Here is a 25,157-nt window from a genome sequence, read left to right as displayed (position 1 = left end):
CCACCCACTCTTGTTGGCAGTGTCCAGGCCGTCTAGGCCAAAGAACACGGGTAGAACGTTTGGTTAAAAAAGTCGATGACTTCGTTTTCGAACGCGTTGATGCGCTCATGAGCGTATTTGGCATAGATGATATGCCTCCGGTCACACTCAAGACCGTTGAATACGGCAAACTGGCCCTTGGGATCACTCACGGCATCCATGAGCGATGTGCCCATGAGCACCGATCCACGCACCCGAGACGACAACGCCTCGAGGCCACCGGGAATTGGATTGGCAACCGCCGTGCAGGCGAGGCCCCGCTCGTCCAGAGCAGAAACCGCCAGCGCGACTCCGCCGCCAAGGCCCTCGCCCCATGCAAAGATGCGGTCGGGGTCCACGCCATCAAGATTGCGCGCCACCTTCGCCATCGCGCAACCCCAACGGACGCGCTTGACAAAAGCAGGAGAGGCAATCCCCTGCTGCAGCTCGCTGGATCCAATCGCCTCATCGTCCAGCGCAAGCACGGCATATCCCATGGCCGCAAACCTCGTCATGTGATGCCATCCCCGCACGGGTCGGTCGATGTCGTGAAACATCAGACATAGCGGCACAAGCTCGGATGCTCGGGCGCGACCGGCAGGCTCGATCAAACGTGCGTGGACCACATCGCCACCAAGCTCAAAGGAAACCTCGGAGTAGCGCGCACACGGATTGACGAAATCAATCGCCGTAACAGTCAGGCCGCAAACCTCAAAGTCCGAGGCGGCTGTCTCTAATTTGGAAACATCCGCAGAAGCATCGCCGCGCCAACCCCGGAAATCAGAGAGCCTTGACGAAACCGTTCCAGGCATCCCCGCGAGCCTGGGGACGATCAGCTCGTCGACATTGCTCTCGCACTTAGACATGAGCCTCCCCTCCCTCGCAGAAAAACGGAATGATCATGTCGTCAAAGTCCTGAATCTCCTCGTGGCCAAAGCCCTCAAAGAACTCATGTCGCTTCTCACAGGCCAGGTTGTTGTAGACCGCAAACTGCGTCGCCGGCGGACAGACGATATCGGCCGTGCCCGTGCCAAACAGCACGGGGCATTTGACCATGGGGGCTAAGTTCTTGGAATCGAAGTGCGCCAGTTTGGCATAGGCCTCTTCAATACGAGTCGAGTCCTCGTCAAACCAACGCGACCAATAACGCAGGCCCTCATAAGCGATATCGTCGGCATCCAGATCCCAAACAAGGCGGAAATCCGACAGGAAGGGATAGAGGATGGCGGCACGATTGATAAGCTCGCTATTAAGCGCGCAGGTCGCAATGCCCAAACCGCCGCCCTGTGATGCGCCGTTCACAAATACGCGGGAAAGATCGATGCCCTCGAGCTCGCGAACAATACGGCACAGAATGCGGATATCCTGGTGCAAGCGGACATAGTAGAGGTTGGCCGGGTCGCCATCGATACCGGCGACGATATGGCCCGCGACCGTTGTGCCTTCAAATCCACCAATATCCTCGGAGGGGCCACCCTGGCCGGGGCAGTCGAGGGCAATGAGCGCCATGCCCATGCCCGCAAACGACGCCTGCTCGAACCAGCTGCGGCTTGCACCCGGATAGCCGTGGAACTGTAACACCAGCGGCACGGGCTCGTCCGAAACCGGCTTGAGATACTTGGCATGCAGGCGGGCGCCGCACATGCCGGTATACCAGAGGTCAAAAAACTGGCAGGTCGCAGTATCGGCAATCGATGCCGCCTCGACCGCATAGTCGATCTTGACGGCGTCAGCCTCAGCTATGCGGTCGTTCCAAAAGAGATCGAAATCAGATGGACGGGGCATGGCGCCCCGATAATCACCAAATTGCCGTTGTAGCTCCTGAGCGCTTGGCATGGCCCGTGAACCCAACCTTTCGAAATCGCAACGGAGGTGCGCCCGGCAAGGGAACCGGGCGCACGGGAGGGAAAGCGAACCTACTCGCCGAGCTTGGGATGAAGCAGCGACGGCGCAGCGCCGAGCAGCATCTTGGTGTAGGGGTCCTGAGGGTGCTGGAAGACCTGCTTGGCCTCGCCCTGCTCGACGATCTTGCCGCCATTCATAACGATGATGTCGTCAGAGATATAGCGGACCGTCTGGATGTCATGGCTGATGAACACCATGGCCAGGCCGAGCTCCTTCTTAAGGTCGGTCAGCAGGTTCAGAATCTGCGCGCGGACCGAAACGTCCAGAGCCGAGGTGGGCTCGTCGGCGATGATGGCATCGGGGTTCAGCGACAGGGCACGGGCAATTGCGACGCGCTGGCGCTGGCCGCCCGAAAGCTGGCCGGGAAGAACCTCGGCGGCGGAGCTGGGCAGACCGGTGAGCTCCAAGAGCTCCTTGACGCGCTTCTCCTGCTCGGCCTCGGTACCCAGGTTGTGGACGCGCATGGGGTCGAGCAGCTGCTCGCGAACGACCATGCGGGGGTTGAGCGCCGTGGCCGGGTTCTGGAACACGACCGAGATGACGCGACCCATGTGGCGACGGTCCTCGGCGGTACGCTTGGTTACGTCCTTGCCCTTAAAGTAGACCTTGCCGCTCGTGGGGGCCTGCAGGCCGCACATGACGTTGGCGGTGGTGGACTTACCGCAACCGGACTCGCCGACGATGCCGATCGTCTGACCGGGCATGAGCTTAATCGTTACACCCTGGACGGCGTGAACCAGGTTAGGGTGCAGAATCGAGCCGGTACGGGTCCTAAAGGTGACGTGGACGTCATCAAGGAAGATGATCGGCTCGACGCCGTTGACTGCGGTCTCGCTCATCTACATCACCTCCGCGTGAGGGGTCAAACCATTTGCCTTGAGCACCTCGTCGGGGAGCTCGGAATAGAAGTGCTCGGTGCCGGGCACGCGCTTGAAGACCGGACGGGTGTCCAGGCCAATACGCGGATGGCTCGAGCGGGGCGCGAAGCGATCGCCCTTGGGGAAATCGCGCGGGCTCGGAACGGCGCCGGGCACCTGGTGCAGGCGGCCCGAACCGCTCTCGATGGACAGAACGGAACCCAGAAGACCGCGGGTGTACTCGTGAATCGGGTTGGTGAGCAGCTCCTTGGTGGGCGCCTGCTCGATAACCTGACCGGCGTACATAACCGTGATGTTATGGGCGACCTCGGCGACCAGCGCCAGGTCATGCGAGACGAAGATCATGGCAAAGCCGAGCTTGGCCTGAAGGTCGTTGAGCAGCTTGATGACCTGCTTCTGGACGGTAACGTCCAGAGCGGTCGTGGGCTCGTCGCAGATGACCAGCTTGGGGTCGCGGGTAAGGGCCATAGCGATCAGGACACGCTGACGCTGGCCACCGGAAAGCTCATGCGGGTAGCTCTCGAGCGTACGCTTGGGGTCGAGGCCCACGAGCTCCAGGAGTTCCTCGGCGCTGCGGGTGCCGCCGCGCTTGGTGAGCTGCTTCATCTGGGCAGAGATGAGCATGGAGGGGTTGAGCGAGGACAGGGCGTCCTGATAGACCATAGCGATATCGGTACCGCGCAGGCCGAACCACTCCTTCTTGCTCATCTTGAGTAGGTCACGGCCCTCCCAGAGGACCTCGCCGGAAAGGTGCTCATCGTCGTCGGTCAGGCCCATGATGGCCAGCGTGGTGATGGACTTACCGCAACCGGACTCGCCCACCAGGCCCATGGTCTGACCAGGACGGACGTCAAAGTTGACATGGTCGACGACGTTGATATCACCGTGATGCTCAAACTGAATGCAGAAATCGCGGACCGAGAGAATCGGTTCGACAGACTCGTCGGGCACATGGCGATCGTCACGCTTGAGCTCGACATCGCGCAGGGCGCCAAGGCGAGCGGAGAGGGACTGGGCCTGCTCCTTGTAGGCGCGAACGGGGTCGGAGACCAGCAGGTCGGCCTCGCGACGCTTGGAGGAATCGGTCGGATCCAGGGCGGCGGAGGGAGCAGCGGCCATGGCGTCGGTAATGCCCTCGGAGAGGATGTTGAGCGCCAGGCAGGTGATCATGATGGCCAGGCCCGGGAACAACGCCTGCCACCAACGGCCGGCGAGCACGCCGCCGCGGGCGTCGGCGAGGATGTTGCCCCAGGTAGCGGTGGGCTCCTGGATACCAGCGCCGATGAAGGTCAGCGAAGCCTCGAAGATGATGGCGTCGGCGACTAGGGTAACGGTGAAGACCATGATCGGGGCGATGCAGTTACGCAGAACATGCTTGATTAAAATCCACGGAGCCTTGGCGCCGGAAACGATGACCGCGCGGACATAGTCCTCGCCGTACTCGGACACGATGTTGGCGCGCACGATACGGGCAATCTGCGGAGTGTACATAAAGCCGATGGCGAAGATGATCGACGGCACGGAGTTGCCCAGGATGGAGACGAAGACGGCCGCGAGGGCAATGCCCGGGATGGACATGATGATGTCCAAGATACGCATGATCGTCTCGGAGACGGCCTTGCGCGAAACCGCTGCAAGGGCGCCCACGACCGAGCCGCAGACCAGAGCCATGGCAGTGGCGCCAAAGCCGATAATCAGCGAGTAACGACCACCGTAGAGCATACGCGACAGAATATCGCGACCCTTATCGTCGGTACCGAAGATAAATCCGTTGCCGGGAGCCTGGCGAGCCGTAAAGATCTCGACCGGGCTATAGGGGGCAAGAAGGGGCGCCAGAATCGCAGTCAGGGCGACCAGCACCAGCACGACGGCGGCAATCTTAGAAGACAGCGTCATCTTCTTCCAGCCACCGAGCTTGAGCCCCTTGGAGGCAGCCTTCTCGAGCTGCTCGGTTTGCTTCTCTCGAATCTTTACCATAATCTACACCGTCCTGATGCGCGGGTTGATGAGCAGGTAGAGCATGTCAACCACGATGTTGATGATGATGAAGGCAAGAGCAACGACGATAACGACGCCCTGAACCAGGTTCGCCTCGTTGCCCTGAACGCCCTGCAGAATCGCGGTGCCCATGCCGGGGAGGTTGAAGATAACCTCGATGACGACGGCGCCGCCCATGAGGTAACCGATCTTAAGACCGAGGGTGGTGACCGGGGTGATCAGCGCATTGCGAAGAACGTTGATACCGACGACGACCTTCTCGGGAACGCCGGCACCGCGAGCCATACGGACATAGTCCTTGTCGAGCTCCTCGACCATGGCGGTACGCACGATACGAGTCATCTGGCCCGTCAGCGGAAATGCCAAGGCGATGGCGGGCATAATCATGCGGCCCAGATAACCAGCCGGATTCGTGGTGAAGTGAGGCAGAGCACCCGATGCCGGGAGCACCTTAAGGTAGGAAGAGAACAGCAGGATCAACAGAACGGCAAGCCAGAACGACGGGGTTGCCAAGCCGGCGATGGAAAAGACGCGGATCACTTGGTCCGGCCATTTGTCGCGATACAGTGCCGCGATGACGCCGAGCAAAAACGAAACGACCGCACCGATGGCAAGGCCGATGAAGGTCAGCTGCATCGTGACGGGCAGGGCCGTGGAGATGCGCTTGGCAACGGAGTTGCGAGCAGCACCATAGGTGCCCATGTCGCCATGGATCAAATCGCCCATATAGCGCACGTAGCGCACGGGCCAGGGGTCGTCCAGACCATACTTCTCATGGTACTCGGCAACCGCCTCGGGCGAGGCACCGTCACCCAACGCCGTGTAGGCGGGGTCGGTCTTGGAGAACGACATAAGGAAGAACACCAGGACGGTGACGCCCAATGCCATGATCGGCAGCGCCACAAGACGCCTTCCAATCAAACGTAGCAAGTTGTTCACGTTCTCTCCCCTTTCTTTTGTCGGTAGGACCAACTGGTATATGAGTACGGATACTCATTACAAGACCCGAGCGACATCGAGGTCGCCCGGGTCTTTGTTTCAACTATGAGGATACGGTCCCAACGACCGACATCCTGCATACAGACTCAAGCGAGTCTTACGCCTTGACGGTCGCAACGCCCCTGAAGGACATGCTCGTCGTGCCGATGCCCTTGAAGCCATCGAGGGCCTCGCCGTTGGGCGCAGTGGACGGATCGTTCCAGGAAGCGGAGACGGTCTTGACGTGGACAACGGGGTACAGAACGGCGTTGTCGGCAATGATGTCGAAGCACTCGTTCCACTTCTTCTGCTGCTCGTCGCCCTCGGCGGCAAGAGCCTCGTCCATGAGACTGTGGAGCTTCTGCCACTCAGCGGACTCCTTCCACGGGCAACGGGTCTGCATCCAGACATTGTCGCCGTACCACCAGTTGAGCAGCAGGTCGGGGTCGGCGCCGAAGCAGGAAGGATCGCCAGGGGCAAGGAGGATATCGTAGGCCTCGCCGCCGTCGATGGCAGCGTAGGTGGCCGGCGAGGTATCGGTCTGGATGGTCACATCGAAGCCGAGAGCGTCGAGGTCGTTCTTGACCTGGGCGGCCATGCCCTTAATCTGCTCGTTGTCGGTGGTGCGCAGGGTGATGGCACCCGGGGTGATGCCGGACTCCTCGATGAGCTTCTTAGCCTTCTTGGCGTCGGTCTTGTACACCGTGGAAGCCTCATGATAATTGGTGAAGCTCTTGGGCAGGTAGCAGCTGGCAGCGGTGGCAAGGCCGGCGAAGGTGTTGCTGACCATCTTCTCGGTGTCGAGCGCATACATGACAGCCTGACGGACCTTGACGTTGTTCCAAGGCTCCTTGGCGACGTTGAACATGATGAAGCGGGTGCCGAAACCCTGAACGTTATCGATCTTGCAGCCGGCGCTCTCGAGCTGGTCGACGGCGTCAGCGGTAACGAGCTCCATAACGAGCGTGGAGCCCTCCTGCTGAGCGGTAACGCGAGCGGTGGGGTCGGTCAGGATGCTGTACTGGATCTTCTTATCCTCGGCAGCATACTCACCGTTGTACTCGGGGTTGGGAACCAGGGTGATCTCGGTATCGGAGATAGAGTCGTACATCCAGGGGCCGGAGCCGATCGGCTGCTTGGCGCGATCCTCCTCGGTCTGGGTGGCCGGGGTAACGCGGACGATGGCCAGACGATCCTTGAGCAGGGAGAAGTTGGGGACCTTGGTCTTGACCGTCACGGTGCTGGCGTCCTTGGCCTCGATGGACTCGAAGGGCTGGAAGAACGGAGCATAGGTAGCGGAAGCGGCGCAAGCGGTGTAGGAGGCAACGACATCGTCAGCGGTGACCTCGGTGCCATCGGAGAACTTGGCGCCCTTGCGGATGGTGACCTCGAAAGTGGTGTCGTCCACAGACTTGGGATCGTCGGTGGCGAGCTCGTTGAAGGTGCTGTAGTCGTGGTAATCGATGCCGTAGAGGCCCTCGACGACGTGCCAGTTAGCACCCAGGCCCACAGCGGAGCCGGTGCTGGCGGGATCGAAGCTGGACGGAGCGTAAGCGGAACCAGCGGTGATCACGCCGCCGCCACGGTTGGCGGAATCGGTGGAACCGGAAGCGGAACCCTCGTCGCTGGAGCTGCCACCGCAGCCGGTGAGACCAAGCCCTGCGACAGCAGCGACGCTGCCGGTGAGGCCGAGGAACGAACGCCTGGACATACCCTTGTTGATGATGGCCATGTCTTCTCCTATCAATAGAGAATCTTACCCGGGAGCACCTAGACGTGCCCCCGCGCAACTTGCGGACGATATATACCTTACCTACCGACGAACCCAACTGAGGTGCCGCGCTCGGCGACCGATACATACATCCGCTTGAACGGTATTTACTACCGTTCACCGAATTCATTGACAAATGATTCGACAGACAGTATGTATCGACGAGGTGAGATATCAGTCTTCGTCAACGCGCAGGATAGCAGTGTTGTTCACCATGGTTAGTCAAACGTTTTAGCGTTAATAAAACCCGAAATCGGCTGGTAATCGCCGTGAAATACATGATTGAAAATCACGCAATCATGTATATCAGTTGTTTAGAGGCGTGTTTAGTTTTCGGATTGCTTTGCCGCCATCTCGGAGCGCTCGGCATTCCACGCAACAAGTGCCTCGTGGACCGCTTTGGCGACATCGGCCGGAACGCCTCGAACTTCTGCAATCTCCTGCTCGCTCGCCGCGCGCAAACGCTTCATCGAGCCAAAATGGCGCATAAGGGCACGTTTTCTGGTGGGCCCCACGCCAGGAACGTCATCGAGTACCGAAACTGTCATGGCCTTGTCGCGCAATTCACGATGGAACGTGATAGCAAATCGGTGGGACTCATCGCGCACCTGTTTAATTAGATAGAGCGAGGCAGACCCGGTCGGCAGCACGACGGGAGTCTCGTCCCAAGGCACAAAAACTTCCTCATCGGCCTTCGCCAAGCCACAAACTGGTATATCGAGCCCAAGAGCCTCAAGTTGCTTGATCGCAGCGGTCAATTGCGGCTTACCGCCATCGACAACGAGCAGATCGGGGCGCGAGCCAAAGCGCTCGTCGGCCATGCGCTCGGGAGCATAGCGTCGTCCCAAAACCTCGGACATCGACACGAAGTCGTTTGCCTCGTCCAATTCGGCCTGGATTTTAAAACGACGATACTGGCTCTTGTCGGCGCGCCCGTTGGTAAACACCACCATCGAGGCGACCGTAAAGGTGCCATGCAGTGTAGAGATATCGAAGCACTCGATACGCAACGGCGGCGATGGCAGCGCCAACGCACTTTCGAGCTCCAGGAGCGCTTGATTGGTGCGGTCGTCAGCGTACCCCGTTCGCATCATGTAGCGCATGAGGGCATGGCGCGCATTTTTGGATGCCATATCGAGCAGACGGTGCTTTTCGCCACGCTGCGGCCTATGGAGATGGCAGGAACGCTCACGCTTGCCCGCAAGCCACTCCCCCAGCGCCTCCGCATCCTCAAGCTCGACGGAAAGGTTGACCTCAGCTGGAATATCAGCCGTCTCGTCGTAATAGCGCTTAAGAAAGCCCGACTGGAGCTCTTCCTCGTCAACATCAAGACCCTTGTCGAGAATGAACTCGCAGGTGCGAACTGTTCGGCCCTCGCGAACGACGAAGACGCAAGCGGCGGAGATGGTCTCCTCGCGATAGAAACCGATGACATCGATATCGACACTGGAGGGAAAAACGACTTGCTGGCGGTCGTCCAGACCCCTGATGACCTCCAAACGACGTTTGACGCGTGCCGCGCGCTCAAAGTCGAGCGCCTCGGCGGCATCCGCCATCTCGGAGGTCAACTCATCGACGACATCCTTGCGATGGCCCGACAAAAAGCGCTCGACACGCTTGACGTTCTTGGCATAGTCTGCCGGGGAAATCGCGCCGACACACGCACCCGGGCCGCGCCCGACATGGTAGTCAAAGCAGGGGCGCCCGTTTTGCGCGCAAATCATATTGACGATGTCTTCCTCGCCCTTGTGGGACTCGACGATACGGCGACAACGACGCCACTCCGCACAGGATGCGGAGCAGATGGGGATAACCTTGCGCAGCGTATCTATCGTCTCACGTGCCGCGCGGCTATCGGTATAAGGTCCAAAATAGCGCGTTCCCGGCTTATGACGCTCACGCGTGTATTTGATAGCGGGATACAGGTCGCCCTTTGTAATGGCGATAAAGGGGTAGCTCTTGTCATCCTTGAGGTCGACGTTAAAGTACGGATGGTACTGGCCAATCAAATTGCGCTCGAGCACCAACGCCTCGTGCTCGGTCTCCACCACGATATAGTCAAAGCTCGCCACCAGCTGCATCATCAACGGGATCTTCTGGCGCTCGTCCTGCAGCGTCACGTACTGACGCATACGGGCGCGCAGGTTTTTCGCCTTGCCCACGTAGATGACATCGCCCTTGGCGTCTTTCCAAAGGTAGCAGCCGGGCTGCGTGGGAACGCGCGAAACCTGCTCGGCAAGCGTTGGAATGTTGTCGTGACCGGTCACGCGCACCTACTTGCGACGAATCAGCGCCGAGACCTCGGGCATCTTAAGGACGACGGCAAGGCCAAAGGTAACAGCAAGCGAGACGACACCCGCAACGCAAACGTAGCCAAGAGTAATCAGAATCGAGCCGCCAAGTGCCCCGACAAAGTGCTCAAGCGCCCACATGACGCCGGCGCCTGCGGCAGCACCCAGGCCACCGAGCAAAAGGCCAAAGAAACCGCCATGCAGGATAGATTTAACCTGAAGGCCACGCAGACGACGACGCAGCCACCACAGCGAGCAACCGACCAAGATCACGTAGTCGACGACATACGAAAGCGCGATTGCGGGCATACCGAAGCCCAGCACAACGCCAAACAGCAGAACCGAGCCGGCCTGGCCGATGGCGGAATACAGACAATAGCGGCTATAGGGCTTCATGTCGAGCAAGGCAGAGAAGCTCTTCTGCATCAGCACGACCACGCCGTAGAGCGGCAGGGAAAGTGCCAGGTAGATAAGGAACTCCGACACCAGCGCCACACCGGACTCATCGAACTTGCCAGCGCAGTAGATCATGTTGAGCGGACGCGCGAAGACAATCAGGTACAGCGCGAATGGAATCAGGAAGAACAGCATCTGGGCGACGCCACGCGAAATGCCCGTGCGGACGCTGTCGTAATCCTTCTCCTGTGCGTCGTGAGAGAGCTCGGTATAGAGCGCCGTCGAAAGCGAGGCGGCAATCAGCGCGTAGGGCAGCGTGTACCACAGGCGCGCATAGGCGATGACGGAAGGACCAGTCTCGGGCTGGACCACCAGCGCAGCAGCGTTGGTGATAGAAGTCGAGACAAACATGCACACCGTGGCGAGCAGCGTCGGGATACCGAGCGCAATCGTCTGGCGCAGTGCGGGGTCCTTAAAGTCGATATGGATATGGGGATGCACGCCGTGCTTGCCAAGCGCGGGGATCTGACATGCCATCTGAACAAAGACACCGAGGGTCGTACCGGCCGCAATCAAGATGATGCCGGCACGTTCGCCAAACTGTGCGGACACGGGCGCAAAGCCCATAAAGCTCGCAATGACGATCACATTGTTGAGGACCGGGGCAAACGTCGACCAGAAGTAGTCGCGGTGTGCGTTGAGGACGCCCGAAAACACCGAGCCCAAACCATAAAACAGAATCTGGATGGCAAAGAAACGGAACATGAACGCAGCGGTATCCATGCTGCCGCCGTCACCCGAAAGAAACGATTGCGTCCAGATAAAGCCCGGGGCGAACACGGTCCCCAGCAACGAAATGCCACCCAGCACCAAAAGCAGAATGCCGAGCAGGTTGCCCACGTACTCGTTCGAGGCCTCGCGACCCCGCTCACGTCTCACGCCCATGTACACGGGCAAAAACGCCGTCACGAGCATGCCGCCCATCACGAGTTCGTAGAGCATATTGGGCAGGTTGTTGGCGACCTGATAGGAAGACGAGAGTAGCGACATGCCGATAGCGGCCGCCATTGCCCACGTGCGGATAAAACCGGTGACGCGAGACACGATGGTCAGGATGGTCATAAGCCCGGCGGAACGACCAACCGTGGAGTAGTCCGACGAGCCCATGTCGTCAGTGTCATCTCGCGACGAAGAAGCTTCGGATGAGGGTGTCTGAGGCGCAGATTCTTTTGCAAAATGAGCTCCGCACTTCAATTCTTCCTGCGGCATCGCTCAGTCCTCTCTCGTAATCGCGGCAACCGTCGCCCCGCAAAATGCAATTAAATCATCGGGTGCAAGCTCGAGCTGATAACCACGCTTGCCTCCCGAAATAAAAATGGTATCCCAAAGGACACATGTCTCATCAATGAGCGTCCGGTAGCGTTTTTTCATACCGACCGGACTGCAGCCGCCGCGAACGTAGCCAGTCGCCGCAAGCAAATCCTTCACATGCATCATGGCCAAGGACTTCTCCCCCGCGGCACGCGCGGCGGACTTTAGATCGAGCTCGTCGGCAACAGGGATGCAGCACACGACGTGGTCGTTGGACGGCGTCACGCAGACCAAGGTCTTAAATCCTTGACCGGGCTCCTCGCCAAGCTGCTCCGAAATCGCGACCCCCAGGCCCGCCGACTCGTCACCATCGTCTTCATACGTATGTAGAACATAGGAAATGTCGGCGCTTTCCAGCTCGCGCATCGCATTGGTTTTTGGCGTCTTTACAGCCTTTGCCATGACATATCCTTTCCCTCGCATTCGGACGCAAGGATTAAGTATATGTCCAATTCGGCTGCATACGTCACTTCGACACAGCAAGCGCCATCGAATCACAAGGAGTCGATGGCGCCCATAAACTGAATCGCCTATTTATTGAGCATCAAGTTGAGCCTGACGCTCCCGGTCACGCCTGAGCAACGGCGCCAAAAACTTGCCCGTATAACTCTGCGGACAGTCCGCAACCTGCTCCGGTGTGCCCGAAACCACGACGGTTCCGCCGCCGTTACCGCCCTCGGGGCCCATATCGATCAGGCGGTCGGCAACCTTGATGACATCAAGGTTGTGTTCAATCACCAGCACCGTGTTGCCCGCATCGACCAAGCGCTGCAGCACATCGAGCAGTTGGCGGACGTCCTCAAAATGAAGGCCGGTCGTCGGCTCGTCCAAAATATAGAACGTCTTGCCCGTCTGGCGTCGATGAAGCTCCTTGGCGAGCTTCACACGCTGCGCCTCGCCGCCCGAGAGCGTCGTGGCGGGCTGGCCCAGGCTCACGTAGCCCAAGCCTACATCGTACAGCGTCTGGAGCTTGCGCTTAATCTGCGGGATATTCCCAAAGAAGGCCAGCGCCTCGGTGACGCTCATGTCGAGCACGTCAGAGATGGTCTTACCACGGTAGGTGACCTCAAGCGTCTCGCGGTTATAGCGTTTGCCGCCGCAGACCTCACAGGGGACATAGATATCGGGAAGGAAGTGCATCTCGATCTTAATTTGTCCGTCGCCCTTGCATGCTTCGCAGCGACCGCCGCTCACGTTAAAGGAGAAACGTCCCGGCGAGTAGCCGCGCGCCTTCGACTCCGGCGTACTCGCAAACAGCGCGCGAAGATCATCCCAAAGGCCAATGTACGTAGCAGGGTTGGAACGCGGCGTGCGGCCAATCGGCGACTGGTCGATATCGATAACCTTATCGATACACTCGATGCCCTCGATTTTCTTATACGGACCCACAGGGCGCGTCGAACGGTGAATGGCATTCGTAAGGGCAGGCGCAATGGTGTCGGTAACCAGGGAGCTCTTGCCCGATCCCGACACGCCGGTAACAACCGTAAGCGTACCAAACTCGATCTTGGCGGTAACGTTTTTGAGGTTGTTGGCGCGGGCGCCCGTGATCTTAAGGCAGCCACGACCGGGCTTGCGGCGTTCATCGGGAACCCGAATCATTCGCTTGCCGGTCAGGTAAGCACCCGTCATCGAATCGGGGCACGCCATGATATCGGCAGGCGTTCCCGCGGCGACCACGTGTCCGCCGTTCACGCCCGCGCCGGGGCCCATGTCGATCACATAGTCGGCAGCACGAATCGTATCCTCATCATGCTCGACGACGATGACGGTATTGCCGATATCGCGCAGGCGCTCAAGCGTCTTGATCAGGCGCTCGTTATCGCGCTGATGGAGGCCGATCGATGGCTCGTCCAAAATGTACAGGACACCCATGAGGCCGGCGCCGATCTGCGTTGCCAGGCGAATGCGCTGGGCCTCGCCTCCGGAAAGCGTCGCCGAGGCACGGTCGAGGGTCAGATAGTCGAGTCCGACATCGACCAGAAAGCGCAGGCGCTCCAGGATTTCCTTAACGATGCGCCCGCCGATAAATTGTTGGCGCTCGGTAAGCTCCAAGTCCTCAAAAAACTCGAGCGACTCGCGGCACGATAGACAGCAGACCTCGTAAATGGACTTACCGCCTACGGTAACGGCGAGCATCTCGGGGCGCAGACGAGCACCATGGCAACTCGAGCACGGCTCCTCGCGGATGTACTTCTCCAAGCGCGCCTTGGTGTTCTCATTCGTCGTCACGGTATAGCGCTCGTACAGGATATTGCGCACGCCCGAGAACTTGGTGTCCCACTGGCTGCGGCGCCCATCGAGCTTTTGATAGTCGACCGAAATCTTCTGGTCGCCCATGCCGTCTAAAAACGCGCGACGCACCCGCGGAGGCAGATCCTCCCACGGCGTATCGACGCTCACCTTAAAGTGTTTGCAGACCGCAGCGAAAATCTGCGGATAGTAGTTAGAGTTGCCAAACAGGCTGCCAAAGACCCCGTCGGCGATCGACTTCGAGGGGTCTTCGATTAGGGCCTCGGCATCGACCGTCTTCTTAAAGCCCAGGCCATCGCACTCGGGGCACGCGCCATAGGGCGCGTTGAACGAGAAATCACGCGGCTGCAGGTCATCGATGGAGTGTCCATGCTCCGGGCACGCTAACGCCAGCGAATACTCCAGCAACTCGCCTTCGGTCCCCTCGGGAGCGTCGCGGTCGGGCAGCAAGTATACGTTCACATTGCCGTGCGCCAGCGCAGTCGCCTGCTCAACAGACTCGGCGATACGGCCCAGAGAGTTCTCACGGATCATGATGCGATCGACCACGACCTCGATATCGTGCTTGAACTTCTTGTCCAGATCGATCGGATCGTCGAGCGAGCGCACTTCACCGTCGACACGCACGCGGCTAAAGCCCTCGGCGCGAAGGTCCTCAAACAGTTTGGTGTACTCGCCTTTTCGCCCGCGTACCACCGGTGCCAGCACAAACGCGCGGCGGCCCTCCCCCGCCGCCAAGACCTTGTCGGCAACCTGGTCGGTCGTCTGGCGCTCAATGACGCGGCCGCATTCGGGACAGTGCGGGGTGCCCACACGGGCGAACAGCAGTCGCAGGTAGTCATAAATCTCGGTTACGGTGCCCACCGTCGAGCGCGGGTTCTTGGATGTCGTCTTTTGATCAATTGAGACAGCCGGCGAAAGGCCGTCGATTGAATCCAAGTCGGGTTTGTCCATCTGGCCCAAGAACTGGCGCGCATAACTCGAAAGGCTCTCGACGTATCGACGCTGGCCCTCGGCATAGATAGTGTCAAATGCCAGCGAACTCTTGCCCGAGCCAGAAAGACCGGTAATGACCACGAGTTGGTCACGCGGAATGGAAACATCGATATCACGGAGGTTGTGCTCACGAGCGCCGCGAATAACGATAGAAGAATCAGACATGGAAGCTCCTTGCCTCCTATTGCATCGAATCATACTGCCGATGAGTTTAGCGCACTCGACGCGCACAGATGTTCGTAATACAAGATTCGCAGACCTTTAGCTTTGCGTATCGGGCGCTTTGTTTCTCGAAATGCCGTGGAAAGGTTACAGTAATCTAATACTGAACTTAATTTGCTGTACCAGAGGAACGTCCATGACCGAAGATATCCCCCTTGAAATCACTTCGAGCGACATGGCCAATCTGCCCATATTCATCGCCGTCCTTATCGTGGCCGCCGTCGTCGTGCGCGTGTATTTTTCAATCAAACGCAACGAAAAGCCACCCATTGCCCGCGTCTTTTGGTGCGCGACGCTCCTCATCCCGCTCGGCGTGGTAGCTGCATGGGTTACGAATCAATTGCTCGTAAATGAGGGCAGCTCCCTATGGGTCCTTTCTTATTCGGCGCTCGGTGCTGCCGCCGTCATGCTTCTTGTCGAGCCCTTGGTTTCGGGACTTATCGACCAAACCGACCTTGCGACGGGAACGGTTGCCTGTATTTGCCGTGACATCCTTGTCATCGCCGCTGTTTCAGCGCTCTCGTTCGTTTCACTCGAAATTGCCTGCAACGAAACGTTCTATCGCATTCCCGCCAACTCATTCGGGTTTTCCGTCGGGCTGCTCGCGACGGTTCTGCTCTCCCTTTATTTGGTGGGACAGCGTCATGGAGGCGTCATGGCCCTCGTGCCCGTCGCCTGTTGCATCCTTGGCATTGCCGAGCACTTCGTCATAACGTTTAAAGGCGAAGCCATCCTGCCAAGCGATATCTTGGCCCTTGGCACCGCAATGGAAGTGAGCGAGGGATACGAGTTTACCTTTACCGCCGGAATCGTAACCTCTCTCGCCCTGCTGGAGATTTCCCTGGGGCTTCTTTCGCTCATCCGACCGCGAAAGCTCCGTACGCCCGCCCATGTCTTCCCCGCTATCGCCGCTAACCTCTGTGCTTTTCTGCTCGTAACCGTTGTGGGGCTCTCGGGCTTTTCCAGCATCGACTTGGAGCAGGCACTGGATTTTGGATTTGACCGTTGGCAGCCCATCACCACGTATGCGTCTCAGGGTTTTATCACTTCGTTCACCGAAATGGTCAACGAGTTGCCCATTGAGAAGCCCGAAGGCTATACGCCCGATGAGGCGCAGAGCATCGAGCAGGAGCTCGCCGCCGCCTACGACAGCACATATGGCTCGAGCGAGCAGCGCGCGGCGGCCGTTGCCCAGTTCAATGAAATCAAGCCGACGATTGTTGCCGTCATGAACGAGAGTTTTAGCGACCTTTCGTGCTTTGAGCAGCTCCAGGCGGCCGGGTACACCGGCCCCGTATTCTACAACTCGCTTCCCGACACACTTGTTCGCGGCACCATGCTCGCTTCGGTCGCCGGTGGCGGAACGGCGAACTCCGAATTCGAATTTTTGACCGGAGCGACAACGGCCTTTGTCGGATTAGGCAAAATTCCCTATCAACTGTATCAGATGAATGGCGTCAACAGCCTGGCAAAGGACCTTAAAGAGCTTGGGTATACCGCTACCGCTATGCACCCGCAAAACCCCGTCAACTACCATCGAGATAAAATCTATCAGCAGCTGGGCTTTGGAGACTTTCTTTCAATCGGCGATTTCGAAGGTGCGCCCTATTACCATGCCGGCGTATGCGACTACGCCACCTACGACAAGATACTCGACCTGCTTAGAACCGACGAAGCGCCGCAGTTCATCTTTGACGTCACAATGCAAAATCACGGCGGCTACGACTATGGCACCGTTCCCGCCGAAGAGCTGACAAACTATTGGGTCGAGGGAGCCAGCGAGGGCGCCAACAGCGCGCTCAACACCTATCTCACCTGCATCAACGCATCCGACCGGGACCTCGAGTACTTTATTAATGAGCTCCGCAATATCGGCAGACCGGTTGTTCTTGTCTTTTTTGGCGACCATCAGCCGAGCGCCGCAACGACTCTCAACGACGAGCTGTACCCTCAGGAAGATACAGCAAGCCACGCTTTCCGTATCTATCAGTCGACATATCTCGTCTGGGCTAACTATGAAATCGCCGGCAATACCGAGCTCAACGTCTACGACACCGTCGGGGCAAACGAGATTGCAGCCATTACCCTTAATAAGATCGGCGCCCCGCTCACCAATTACCAAAAGGCCCTGCTTGCGACAAGGTCAGATGTGCCCACCGTCAATGTCGCCGGCTATCTCGGTGCCGACGGGCTGCGCTACGACTTGGAATCGGAAGACAGCCCCTACGCCTCGACGATCAACAAGCTGCAGCGCATGCAATACCTCGAGTTCGCCAGCAAAGTTCAGTAAGCCCGCCCATTCGCTTGGGCCCATCGTATTGCAAGCACGCTCGGCCCAAACGCATCGCAAATGACTCCCGCTCGCAAACGAGGGTACAATGACGCTCGTGTCACATCGCGGGGCCCCGGCCCCAACATATACAAAGGAGTCATACATGGGTTGCGAACACGCACAGGCCGCCGGCGGACAAACGTCGCCATCGCAATTTGAGGAGAACACGCTGTCCGAGGTCAAGCGCGTCATCGCCGTGCTTTCCGGCAAGGGCGGTGTCGGCAAGTCGTTTGTCACCGGTGCCATCGCCACCGAGCTTGCCCGTCGCGGCCACAAGGTCGGCGTCCTCGATGCCGACATCACCGGTCCCTCTATCCCCAAGATGTTCGGTATGAGCGGACGCCACGTCCATGCCCTTGGCAACCTTATGCTGCCCGAAATCTCCGAGCACGGCGTCAAGGTCATGAGCTCCAACCTGCTGCTCCAAAACGAGACCGACCCCGTCCTTTGGCGCGGTCCGGTCATCGCAGGCGCCATTAGGCAGTTCTGGAGCGAGACCTCGTGGGGCCCCATCGACTACCTACTGGTCGACATGCCTCCGGGAACAGGCGACGTCGCGCTCACCGTCTTCCAGTCGCTGCCGGTCGACGGCATCGTCATCGTCACGAGCCCGCAGGATCTGGTCTCGATGATCGTCGCCAAGGCGGTCAACATGGCCGAGAAGATGAACGTCCCCATTCTGGGCATTGTCGAGAACATGAGCTATATTGAGTGCCCCGACTGCGGCAAGAAGATCGAGGTCTTTGGCAAGAGCAAGCTCCCCGAGGTCGCAGAGCGCTATAACCTCGACATCTTGGGGCAGCTTCCCATTAATCCGGCACTCGCCGAGGCCTGCGATAAGGGCGAGGTCGAAACCGCGCTGCCCGATGGCATGTTGCCCAAGGCAGTCTCTGCCGTCGAGGCTATTACCCCGCACGAGACCGACGAGGCCTAAGTGAACGCGAGCGCCTTCTATGACGTCCTGGTAATCGGCGGCGGGGCTTCAGGCCTCGCCGCCGCCATTACGGCCGTACGCGCTGGCAAAAGCGTCTGCATCGTTGAGCGCGATGTCGCCTGCGGCCTTAAGCTCCTTGCGACCGGTAACGGCCGCTGCAACCTCTCCAACGAATCGATTGATCCTCAGCGGTATAACCACCCTGCATTCGTCGAATCCGTCATGGGCCCCCAGCCCGAACAAGAGCTTATGGGTTTCTTCTCCTCGCTGGGTATCATGACAACCTCCGAGGAAGGCCGGCTGTACCCGCGCTCCCTTCGCGCCGAATCGGTGCGCGACGCGCTTCTCAGCGTTTGCGACCGCCTAGGTATCACCTTAATCTGCGGAGCCAACGTTACCTCGGCGCACAAAGCTTCCGAAGGCTGGGCACTCCAAATAGACCGTCCAGCGCGGGCGCTCAAGGCAAAAAAGCACGACGACCGAAAATCGGAGCTCCGCTCGCTTCGGAAGGCGCTCGCCGATGTCCCTCGCAAGAACGAGACCCTGCAGGCACATGCCGTAATTATCGCCACGGGCGGCAACCCCACCGATATCGCCGATACGTTTCGCCTTCCCCTCACTTCGCTGCGCCCCATCCTCTGCCCCGTATCGGCAACGGTCGTTGGCGATCGGGCGGCACTCAAGACGTTGGATGGCCTGCGCGTCCGCGCCCGCTTGACGCTCGCCCGCAATCATAATGAGCTCTGGCACGAAGACGGTGAAGTGCTGTTTCGAACCTTCGGCATCTCGGGCGTCGCTGTCTTCAACCTCTCCCGTCGTATCCAGCGCGGCGATACGATCCTGCTCGACGTTTTCCCCGACCTCTCTAAAGACGAATTGCTCGAGCAGCTCAACCGGCGCATTGAGCTGCTCGGCGGCTTTTCACCCCGCGATCCCCGTTGGCTCGACGGCATGCTCGCCCCGCAACTCTCCCACGTCGTCTGCACAGCGTTCGAGCAGTGCCATCCAGGCTCCAACGATGTCATCCACCTGGTCTCGATTCTCAAGCACTTTAAGCTGTTTGCCGAGGGAACGACCGATGAGCGCTCGGCGCAGGTCACGCGTGGTGGCATATCTGTCGAGAGCATCTCGACACCCAGTCTACGCGCGCGCAGCGTTGTCGACGCCCCGCTTTACGTCTGCGGCGAAGCGCTCGACATCGACGCCGATTGCGGAGGCTTTAACCTTGCGTGGGCCTGGCTCTCGGGCATTCGCGCTGCAAGCAGCCTATAGCCGCGCAGTCTATAATCAAAAACGCATTCGGGCCGTCTGGGATACCGGACGGCCTCTTTCTTGCCTCTAAGGAGACCTCGATGATTGAAATCACCCAAGTCAACGCGTCGCTCGATGAAGCCGGCGATGAAAATGCCTGCCTCATTGTTGGCAAGCGAGTCGCCAAGCGCGTCCTACGTTGCAAGGACTCCGAGATCAAGTCCATCGAGCTCCACCGCAAGTCAATCGACGCTCGCAAAAAACGAGACGTCCATTTTATCCTGAGCTTTCGTGTTGAGCTGGCTAGTCCCCACCTCGAGCGAGAAGCGGTCGACAGCGTTGCCGAGCGTGACCGCTCGCGCGTACGCGCGATAGAAGACGATGAGCCTTCATTCCCCTCCCCCGCCTCCGACGCACCTCAAGAACGCCCTGTCGTTGTCGGCGCCGGATGCGCCGGCCTTTTCGCTGCGCTTACGCTCGCCGAAGCAGGTCTTAAGCCCTTGCTCATCGAGCGCGGCGACCCGGCATTTCGCCGCTCGCAGGCGATCGACCTCTTTCTAAAGGAGCGCATCCTCGACCCCGAGAGCAATATCCAGTTTGGTCTGGGCGGCGCGGGGACTTTCTCGGACGGCAAGCTCAATACGGGAACCAAAAATCCCGCCCATCGCCTTATCCTCGAAACCTTCGTCGAGGCGGGTGCGCCCCGCGATATTCTGTGGGATGCCAAGCCGCACATTGGCTCCGACATCCTTCCCACGGTTGTCACCGCTATATCCCAGCGCATCGAGCAGCTCGGAGGTGTCGTCCGTTATCGAACGAAGCTCGTCGACATTCGCATCGACGCGTCTGGCGCCATCACCGGTATTGATGTCCAATCGTCCCAAGACGCCGCTTGCGAGCCAATCGAGACAAAGCACCTCATCCTTGCCTGCGGGCATTCTGCTCGCGATATTTTTGAGCTCCTTAAGGACCACAACGTGGCCCTCGCACAAAAGACCTTTGCCATGGGCGTTCGCATCGAGCATCCGCAGCGCGACATCGACCGTGCCCAATATGGAGCCTCAGCGGGACATCCTGCCCTCGGAGCAGCCCCCTACAAGCTCGTCGCCCATCTTCCCAACGGCCGCAGCGTGTTCTCGTTTTGCATGTGCCCCGGCGGACAGGTTGTCGCCGCCTCTTCCGAACAGGGCCACCTGTGCGTCAACGGCGCCAGTCTTAATGCCCGCGACGGACGCAACGCAAATGCCGCCCTGCTCGTTAACGTCACGCCCGAGGACCTTCCCAACGATGACCCGCTCGCCGGCATCGAGCTCCAGCGTGCCTGCGAGGCGGCCGCTTATCGCCTGGGCGGTTCCAGCTGGAACGCACCGGCACAGCTCGTCGGAGATTTCCTCGCAGAACGCGCCAGCAAGGCGCCCGGAAAGGTAAAACCTACCTATCCGCTCGGTGTGACCTGGACGGCAATTGACGAAGCCCTGCCGCAGCATATCGTCGAGTCGCTCCGTCTGGGACTTCCCCTACTCGGAAAAAAACTACGAGGCTACGACCGCCCCGATGCCGTTCTTACCGGCGTGGAGACTCGCTCGAGCTCACCGGTCACCGTCACCCGAGACCGAACATGCCATGCCGTGTCGACCCCGGGCCTCTACCCTTGTGGTGAGGGAGCTGGATATGCCGGCGGCATCATGAGCGCGGCCACCGACGGCATCCGTTGTGCCGAAGCCCTGATCGCAGACCTCTAACGCACGAATTCCAGCGCGCAAAAGACACAGGCCCCAAGCTCCACAGGGAACTCGGGGCCTGTTCGCTATTTCTTAAACCGTGCACCCTGGCGTTTTCTGCCCGATGCGAACGTGGAACCCTTGCGGGCCTGCGAACGTAAGCGCTCGATCGTCTCGTCCTCAGACGCACCCTCGAGCATCGCCCGAATCTGAACGACGGCATCGCGCAGGCGCGCCGCCTCCTCAAAGTCCATGGCAGCAGAAGCGTTGCGCATATCCTCTTCCATGGTTTCGACGATCCGGACAAGCTCGTCATGCGGTAGTTCTTCCAACTGCTCCGCAAGTGTCTGCTCGGGTGCCACCGTTTCCGGCACGCCACCCTCGCCCGACTCATCGGGCGTATAGAATGCACCATGGCCAAGAGAGTCGCCCTTCGAGCGCCCCTTGGAACCCACGGTTTTTTCGGCCTCGGCAATAAAACTTGAGATGTCGTTGATGGCCTTGCGCACCGTCTTGGGCACGATGCCATGCTCTTCGTTATATGCCATCTGAATCTCGCGACGGCGCTGTGTCTCCTCGATGGCCTCTTTCATCGAATCGGTCACAACGTCCGCATACATGATGACTTCGCCATCGGCGTTACGGGCCGCGCGGCCAATCGTCTGAATCAGCGAACGGCGGTTGCGCAAGAAGCCTTCCTTATCGGCATCGAGAATTGCCACCAGTGAGACCTCGGGAAGATCCAAGCCCTCGCGAAGCAGGTTGATGCCAACGAGAACATCGATCTTGCCCTCGCGCAGCGTTCGCAGGATCTCGACACGGTCCATTGTCGCCGTATCAGAATGCATGTAATTGACCTTAATGCCCGCATCAAGCAGATGGTCGGTCAGGTCCTCGGCCATGCGCTTGGTCAACGTGGTCACCAGCACGCGCTCCTTGCGGGCAACGCGCTCGCGAATCTCGTCCTCAAGATCGTCAATCTGGCCGCGAACCGGACGCACATCGATCTTGGGATCGAGCAGGCCGGTCGGACGAATAATCTGCTCAACATCGTTCTGGCTCACCCGCAGCTCGTAGTCGCCCGGCGTGGCCGAAACGTAGATGAACTGGGGGATCCTTGCCTCAAACTCATCGAAACGAAGCGGGCGGTTATCGAGTGCCGAAGGAAGGCGAAAACCGTGTTCCACCAGCGTCACCTTACGCGAGCGGTCACCTTCGTGCATGCCGCGAATCTGCGGCACCGTCACATGGCTCTCATCGATGATGCAGAGCATGTCCTTAGGGAAGTAATCGATCAGGGTAAACGGCGGCTCACCCGGCTTGCGACCGTCCAGATGACGCGAGTAGTTCTCGATACCGTTACAAAAACCCATGGTCTCGAGCATCTCAAGATCATAGTCGGTGCGCTGCTGCAGACGCTGCGCCTCGAGCAACTTGTCGGTCGCCTTGAGCTCGGCCACACGCTTCTCACACTCTTCACTGATTGATTTCAGAGCGGCCTTGACCTTGGGTTTCTCGGTCACGTAGTGGGATGCCGGCCAGACGGGAATGGCCTCGTACTCACGAATCATCTCGCCGGTGACCTCATCGATCTCGGCAATCAGCTCGACCTCGTCACCAAAGAACTCAAACCGCAACGGATGCTCGGCATAAGGCGGATACACGTCGACAACATCGCCGCGCACGCGGAACGTGCCGCGCGCCAGGTCATAGTCATTGCGATCATATTGAATGTCGATCAGTGCATGAATAAAGTCATCGCGCTCGAGCGGCACCTTCTTGTCGACGTTTGGAGCCAGACCCGCATAGTCCTCAGGAGAGCCAATACCATAGATACACGAGACTGATGCGACGACGATCACATCGCGTCGAGATAGCAGCGATGCGGTCGCCTGATGTCGCAGCATCTCGACCTCTTCGTTGATCGAGGAGTCTTTCTCGATATACGTATCGCTTTGCGGCACATACGCCTCGGGCTGATAGTAGTCGTAGTACGAGACAAAGTAGACCACAGCGTTGTTGGGAAAGAACTCTTTGAGCTCGCTCGCAAGCTGAGCGGCGAGCGTTTTATTGGGAGCCATGACCAGCGTCGGCTTCCCCAGGGCCTCAATAGTCTTAGCCATCGTGAAGGTCTTGCCCGAACCAGTCACGCCCAGCAAAACCTGGTAGCGGTCTCCGTCCCTCACGCCCTGCACAAGCGACTCAATGGCCTTTGGCTGGGAACCTGCAGGCTCATAGGGAGACACGACCTCAAACGGCACCTCAGAGCCCTCAACGCCAAAGCGTTTGAGCTCTCCGCCAACACGCTCAACTTCAAAATCCGCCATGGATAATCCTAACTCATATATCTGCAGTATACGCAGGCGGCAGGCATAGTCCTATACGAACCGATCGGGATAGAGGGTCTTATAGCGAACCCAAGCATTATTGACACGAATCAGATAAGCCTGCGTCTCGGGAAAGGTGATTGCATTGTGCAGCGACGTACTCTGCTGCGCCCATCCGTCGACATTGCCCATACCGGCGTTATAGGCGGCAATGGCACTATCCGTCGACCCGTTGAAATAGGTCAGAAGATACGAGAGGTATGCGCAGCCAAACTCGATATTGGTAGCCGGATCGTTAAGGTTGTCGACCGAATACTCGTCACCGTCGACAAGGCCCTTGGTGATCATATCCTGAGCAGTCACGGGCATCAGCTGCATCAATCCCTGAGCACCCTGATTCGATTCGGCGTTGGGATCCCAATTCGATTCCGACTTAATGACAGCGCACACCAGATACGGATCCAGATTATGCGAAATACTGGATTGCTTTACATATGCCTCGTAGTCAATCGGATACAGCGGCTTAAAGAAAGCGGCAGGAGCACACGAGTAAACGAATGAGATAAGGCCGAAGGCAAAAACGGCAGCCAGCGGTATAAGGCGATACCACGCAAAGAAACGTGTCTTAGGCATCGGCATCCTCCTTATTCGCAGTGTCTATAAACCCATGGCATGCAAGCCATGAGTCAAGCTGCTCAAAGAGCGAATTATCGCCTGCGGTATTATCAATCACCGTTGTAGCGAGATTGCACAGCGCAGACTCATCGGGCTGGCAAGCAGAACGGGCATCGAAATCAGATGGCTCCATGCCACGCTGAATAGCACGCTCGCGACGAACTGACAAAGGGGCGCTGATGACCAAAATTTCATCAGCCAAGCCAAATGAATCCTCAAAACCAGTCGGGGCAGAAACCTCGACCACCGCAAAGGGGTAACGGGGAGACGAAACCGTACAACAAACCGGATCGAGAATCCTCAGTGACAGCTGCTCAATGAGAACGGGGTGCACAATGCTATTGAGCCTCGCGACCGCATCAGGAGAAACAAAAGCTCGAGAAGCGAGTATGTTACGGCGAACGCCGCCTTCCTCATCCAAAATATCCCAACCGAATTCATCCGCGAGAGCATTGACGATATCAGAGCCCGGTACATACAGCGATTTTGCAAGCTCATCCAGATCGATAAGCATAGCGCCACGAGATTCGAAATAGCGGCAGGCAGTAGATTTACCCGAAGCAATATTGCCCAAGACAAATACGGTAAACATCAAGCCCTCCCTAACGCCAATGCGAGTAATTATCGCTCAAATAAACTAGAAGGACTCAAAATACAGGCAAACAGTAAGAGCGCATACGGGGGAGCTAGGTCCCAAAGCACAACGTATATATAGCACAAAAAAGGGGGAGGCCGCGAGGCCTCCCCCTTCTTCAAGTCTTGCGACGGCTCGGTGCCGTCCACCGGTCAGCGGCGCCCTGGCCTCCCACGGGCTGGCCCCGCAGTACTCTCGGCGCGATG

Annotated in this window: 17 protein-coding genes; 4 read left to right on the top strand and 13 right to left on the bottom strand. The window is 58.8% G+C overall.

Features of this window, described 5'->3' with window-relative positions:
• Nucleotides 1-32: 32 nt before the first annotated feature.
• The 10 genes from AAAV21_RS07640 to uvrA all read right to left on the bottom strand — a co-directional run bounded on the left by AAAV21_RS07640 (nt 33) and on the right by uvrA (nt 15,020).
• Entirely contained in the window at nt 33-884 is an 852-nt protein-coding gene (locus tag AAAV21_RS07640) for an acetylxylan esterase (RefSeq protein ID WP_349108601.1), read from the bottom strand.
• Nucleotides 877-1,854 (bottom strand): acetylxylan esterase, encoded by a 978-nt coding sequence (locus AAAV21_RS07635; protein WP_349108598.1) that lies wholly within the window; start codon nt 1,852-1,854, stop codon nt 877-879. Before AAAV21_RS07635 ends, AAAV21_RS07640 begins: the two co-directional genes overlap by 8 nt.
• A gap of 80 nt (nt 1,855-1,934) precedes the next feature.
• Nucleotides 1,935-2,762 (bottom strand): ABC transporter ATP-binding protein, encoded by an 828-nt coding sequence (locus AAAV21_RS07630; RefSeq protein ID WP_006236159.1) that lies wholly within the window; start codon nt 2,760-2,762, stop codon nt 1,935-1,937.
• Nucleotides 2,763-4,778 (bottom strand): dipeptide/oligopeptide/nickel ABC transporter permease/ATP-binding protein, encoded by a 2,016-nt coding sequence (locus AAAV21_RS07625; RefSeq protein WP_035138893.1) that lies wholly within the window; start codon nt 4,776-4,778, stop codon nt 2,763-2,765. It abuts the gene before it with no gap.
• Nucleotides 4,779-4,781: 3 nt separating this feature from the next.
• Nucleotides 4,782-5,738 (bottom strand): ABC transporter permease, encoded by a 957-nt coding sequence (locus AAAV21_RS07620; protein ID WP_055251823.1) that lies wholly within the window; start codon nt 5,736-5,738, stop codon nt 4,782-4,784.
• Between the two features lie 157 nt (nt 5,739-5,895).
• Nucleotides 5,896-7,509: an ABC transporter substrate-binding protein gene (locus AAAV21_RS07615; protein WP_349108596.1), complete on the bottom strand. Its 1,614-nt coding sequence runs from the start codon at nt 7,507-7,509 to the stop codon at nt 5,896-5,898.
• 365 nt (nt 7,510-7,874) lie between these two features.
• Nucleotides 7,875-9,815 carry an excinuclease ABC subunit UvrC gene (gene uvrC, locus AAAV21_RS07610; protein WP_349108593.1) on the bottom strand — a complete coding sequence of 647 codons (1,941 nt, stop codon included), beginning with the start codon at nt 9,813-9,815 and terminating at the stop codon, nt 7,875-7,877.
• 6 nt (nt 9,816-9,821) lie between these two features.
• Nucleotides 9,822-11,504 carry a murein biosynthesis integral membrane protein MurJ gene (gene murJ / locus AAAV21_RS07605; RefSeq protein WP_349108590.1) on the bottom strand — a complete coding sequence of 561 codons (1,683 nt, stop codon included), beginning with the start codon at nt 11,502-11,504 and terminating at the stop codon, nt 9,822-9,824.
• A gap of 3 nt (nt 11,505-11,507) precedes the next feature.
• Complete coding sequence (ybaK, locus tag AAAV21_RS07600) at nt 11,508-12,008, bottom strand: Cys-tRNA(Pro) deacylase (RefSeq protein ID WP_117855078.1); 501 nt, start codon at nt 12,006-12,008, stop codon at nt 11,508-11,510.
• Between the two features lie 132 nt (nt 12,009-12,140).
• The gene (uvrA, locus tag AAAV21_RS07595) at nt 12,141-15,020 is read right to left on the bottom strand and encodes an excinuclease ABC subunit UvrA (protein ID WP_349108586.1); all 2,880 of its coding nucleotides are present in this window, start codon (nt 15,018-15,020) and stop codon (nt 12,141-12,143) included.
• A gap of 193 nt (nt 15,021-15,213) precedes the next feature.
• On the opposite strand from uvrA, the gene AAAV21_RS07590 reads away from it, so the two are divergent.
• The 4 genes from AAAV21_RS07590 to AAAV21_RS07575 all read left to right on the top strand — a co-directional run bounded on the left by AAAV21_RS07590 (nt 15,214) and on the right by AAAV21_RS07575 (nt 21,336).
• Entirely contained in the window at nt 15,214-17,367 is a 2,154-nt protein-coding gene (locus AAAV21_RS07590; protein WP_349108583.1) for a sulfatase-like hydrolase/transferase, read from the top strand.
• Nucleotides 17,368-17,512: 145 nt separating this feature from the next.
• Nucleotides 17,513-18,343, top strand: a complete 831-nt coding sequence (locus tag AAAV21_RS07585) for an Mrp/NBP35 family ATP-binding protein (protein ID WP_349108581.1) — start codon at nt 17,513-17,515, stop codon at nt 18,341-18,343.
• Nucleotides 18,344-19,615, top strand: a complete 1,272-nt coding sequence (locus AAAV21_RS07580) for an NAD(P)/FAD-dependent oxidoreductase (RefSeq protein WP_349108579.1) — start codon at nt 18,344-18,346, stop codon at nt 19,613-19,615.
• A gap of 80 nt (nt 19,616-19,695) precedes the next feature.
• Complete coding sequence (locus AAAV21_RS07575) at nt 19,696-21,336, top strand: FAD-dependent protein (protein WP_349108577.1); 1,641 nt, start codon at nt 19,696-19,698, stop codon at nt 21,334-21,336.
• Nucleotides 21,337-21,401: 65 nt separating this feature from the next.
• On the opposite strand, the gene uvrB is transcribed toward AAAV21_RS07575, so the two are convergent.
• Genes uvrB through coaE form a run of 3 tightly spaced genes read right to left on the bottom strand, consistent with a single transcriptional unit; the run spans nt 21,402 to nt 24,909 of the window.
• Nucleotides 21,402-23,642: an excinuclease ABC subunit UvrB gene (gene uvrB, locus AAAV21_RS07570; RefSeq protein WP_349108576.1), complete on the bottom strand. Its 2,241-nt coding sequence runs from the start codon at nt 23,640-23,642 to the stop codon at nt 21,402-21,404.
• A gap of 51 nt (nt 23,643-23,693) precedes the next feature.
• Nucleotides 23,694-24,275, bottom strand: a complete 582-nt coding sequence (locus AAAV21_RS07565) for a lytic transglycosylase domain-containing protein (protein WP_349108573.1) — start codon at nt 24,273-24,275, stop codon at nt 23,694-23,696.
• The gene (gene coaE, locus AAAV21_RS07560) at nt 24,268-24,909 is read right to left on the bottom strand and encodes a dephospho-CoA kinase (protein WP_349108571.1); all 642 of its coding nucleotides are present in this window, start codon (nt 24,907-24,909) and stop codon (nt 24,268-24,270) included. Before coaE ends, AAAV21_RS07565 begins: the two co-directional genes overlap by 8 nt.
• Nucleotides 24,910-25,157 lie beyond the last annotated feature (248 nt).

This window comes from Collinsella sp. CLA-AA-H302 (assembly GCF_040093305.1).
GTDB lineage: Bacteria > Actinomycetota > Coriobacteriia > Coriobacteriales > Coriobacteriaceae > Collinsella.
The sequence above is the reverse complement of the archived record's forward strand: the minus strand, read 5'-3'. Positions and strand labels throughout refer to the sequence as shown.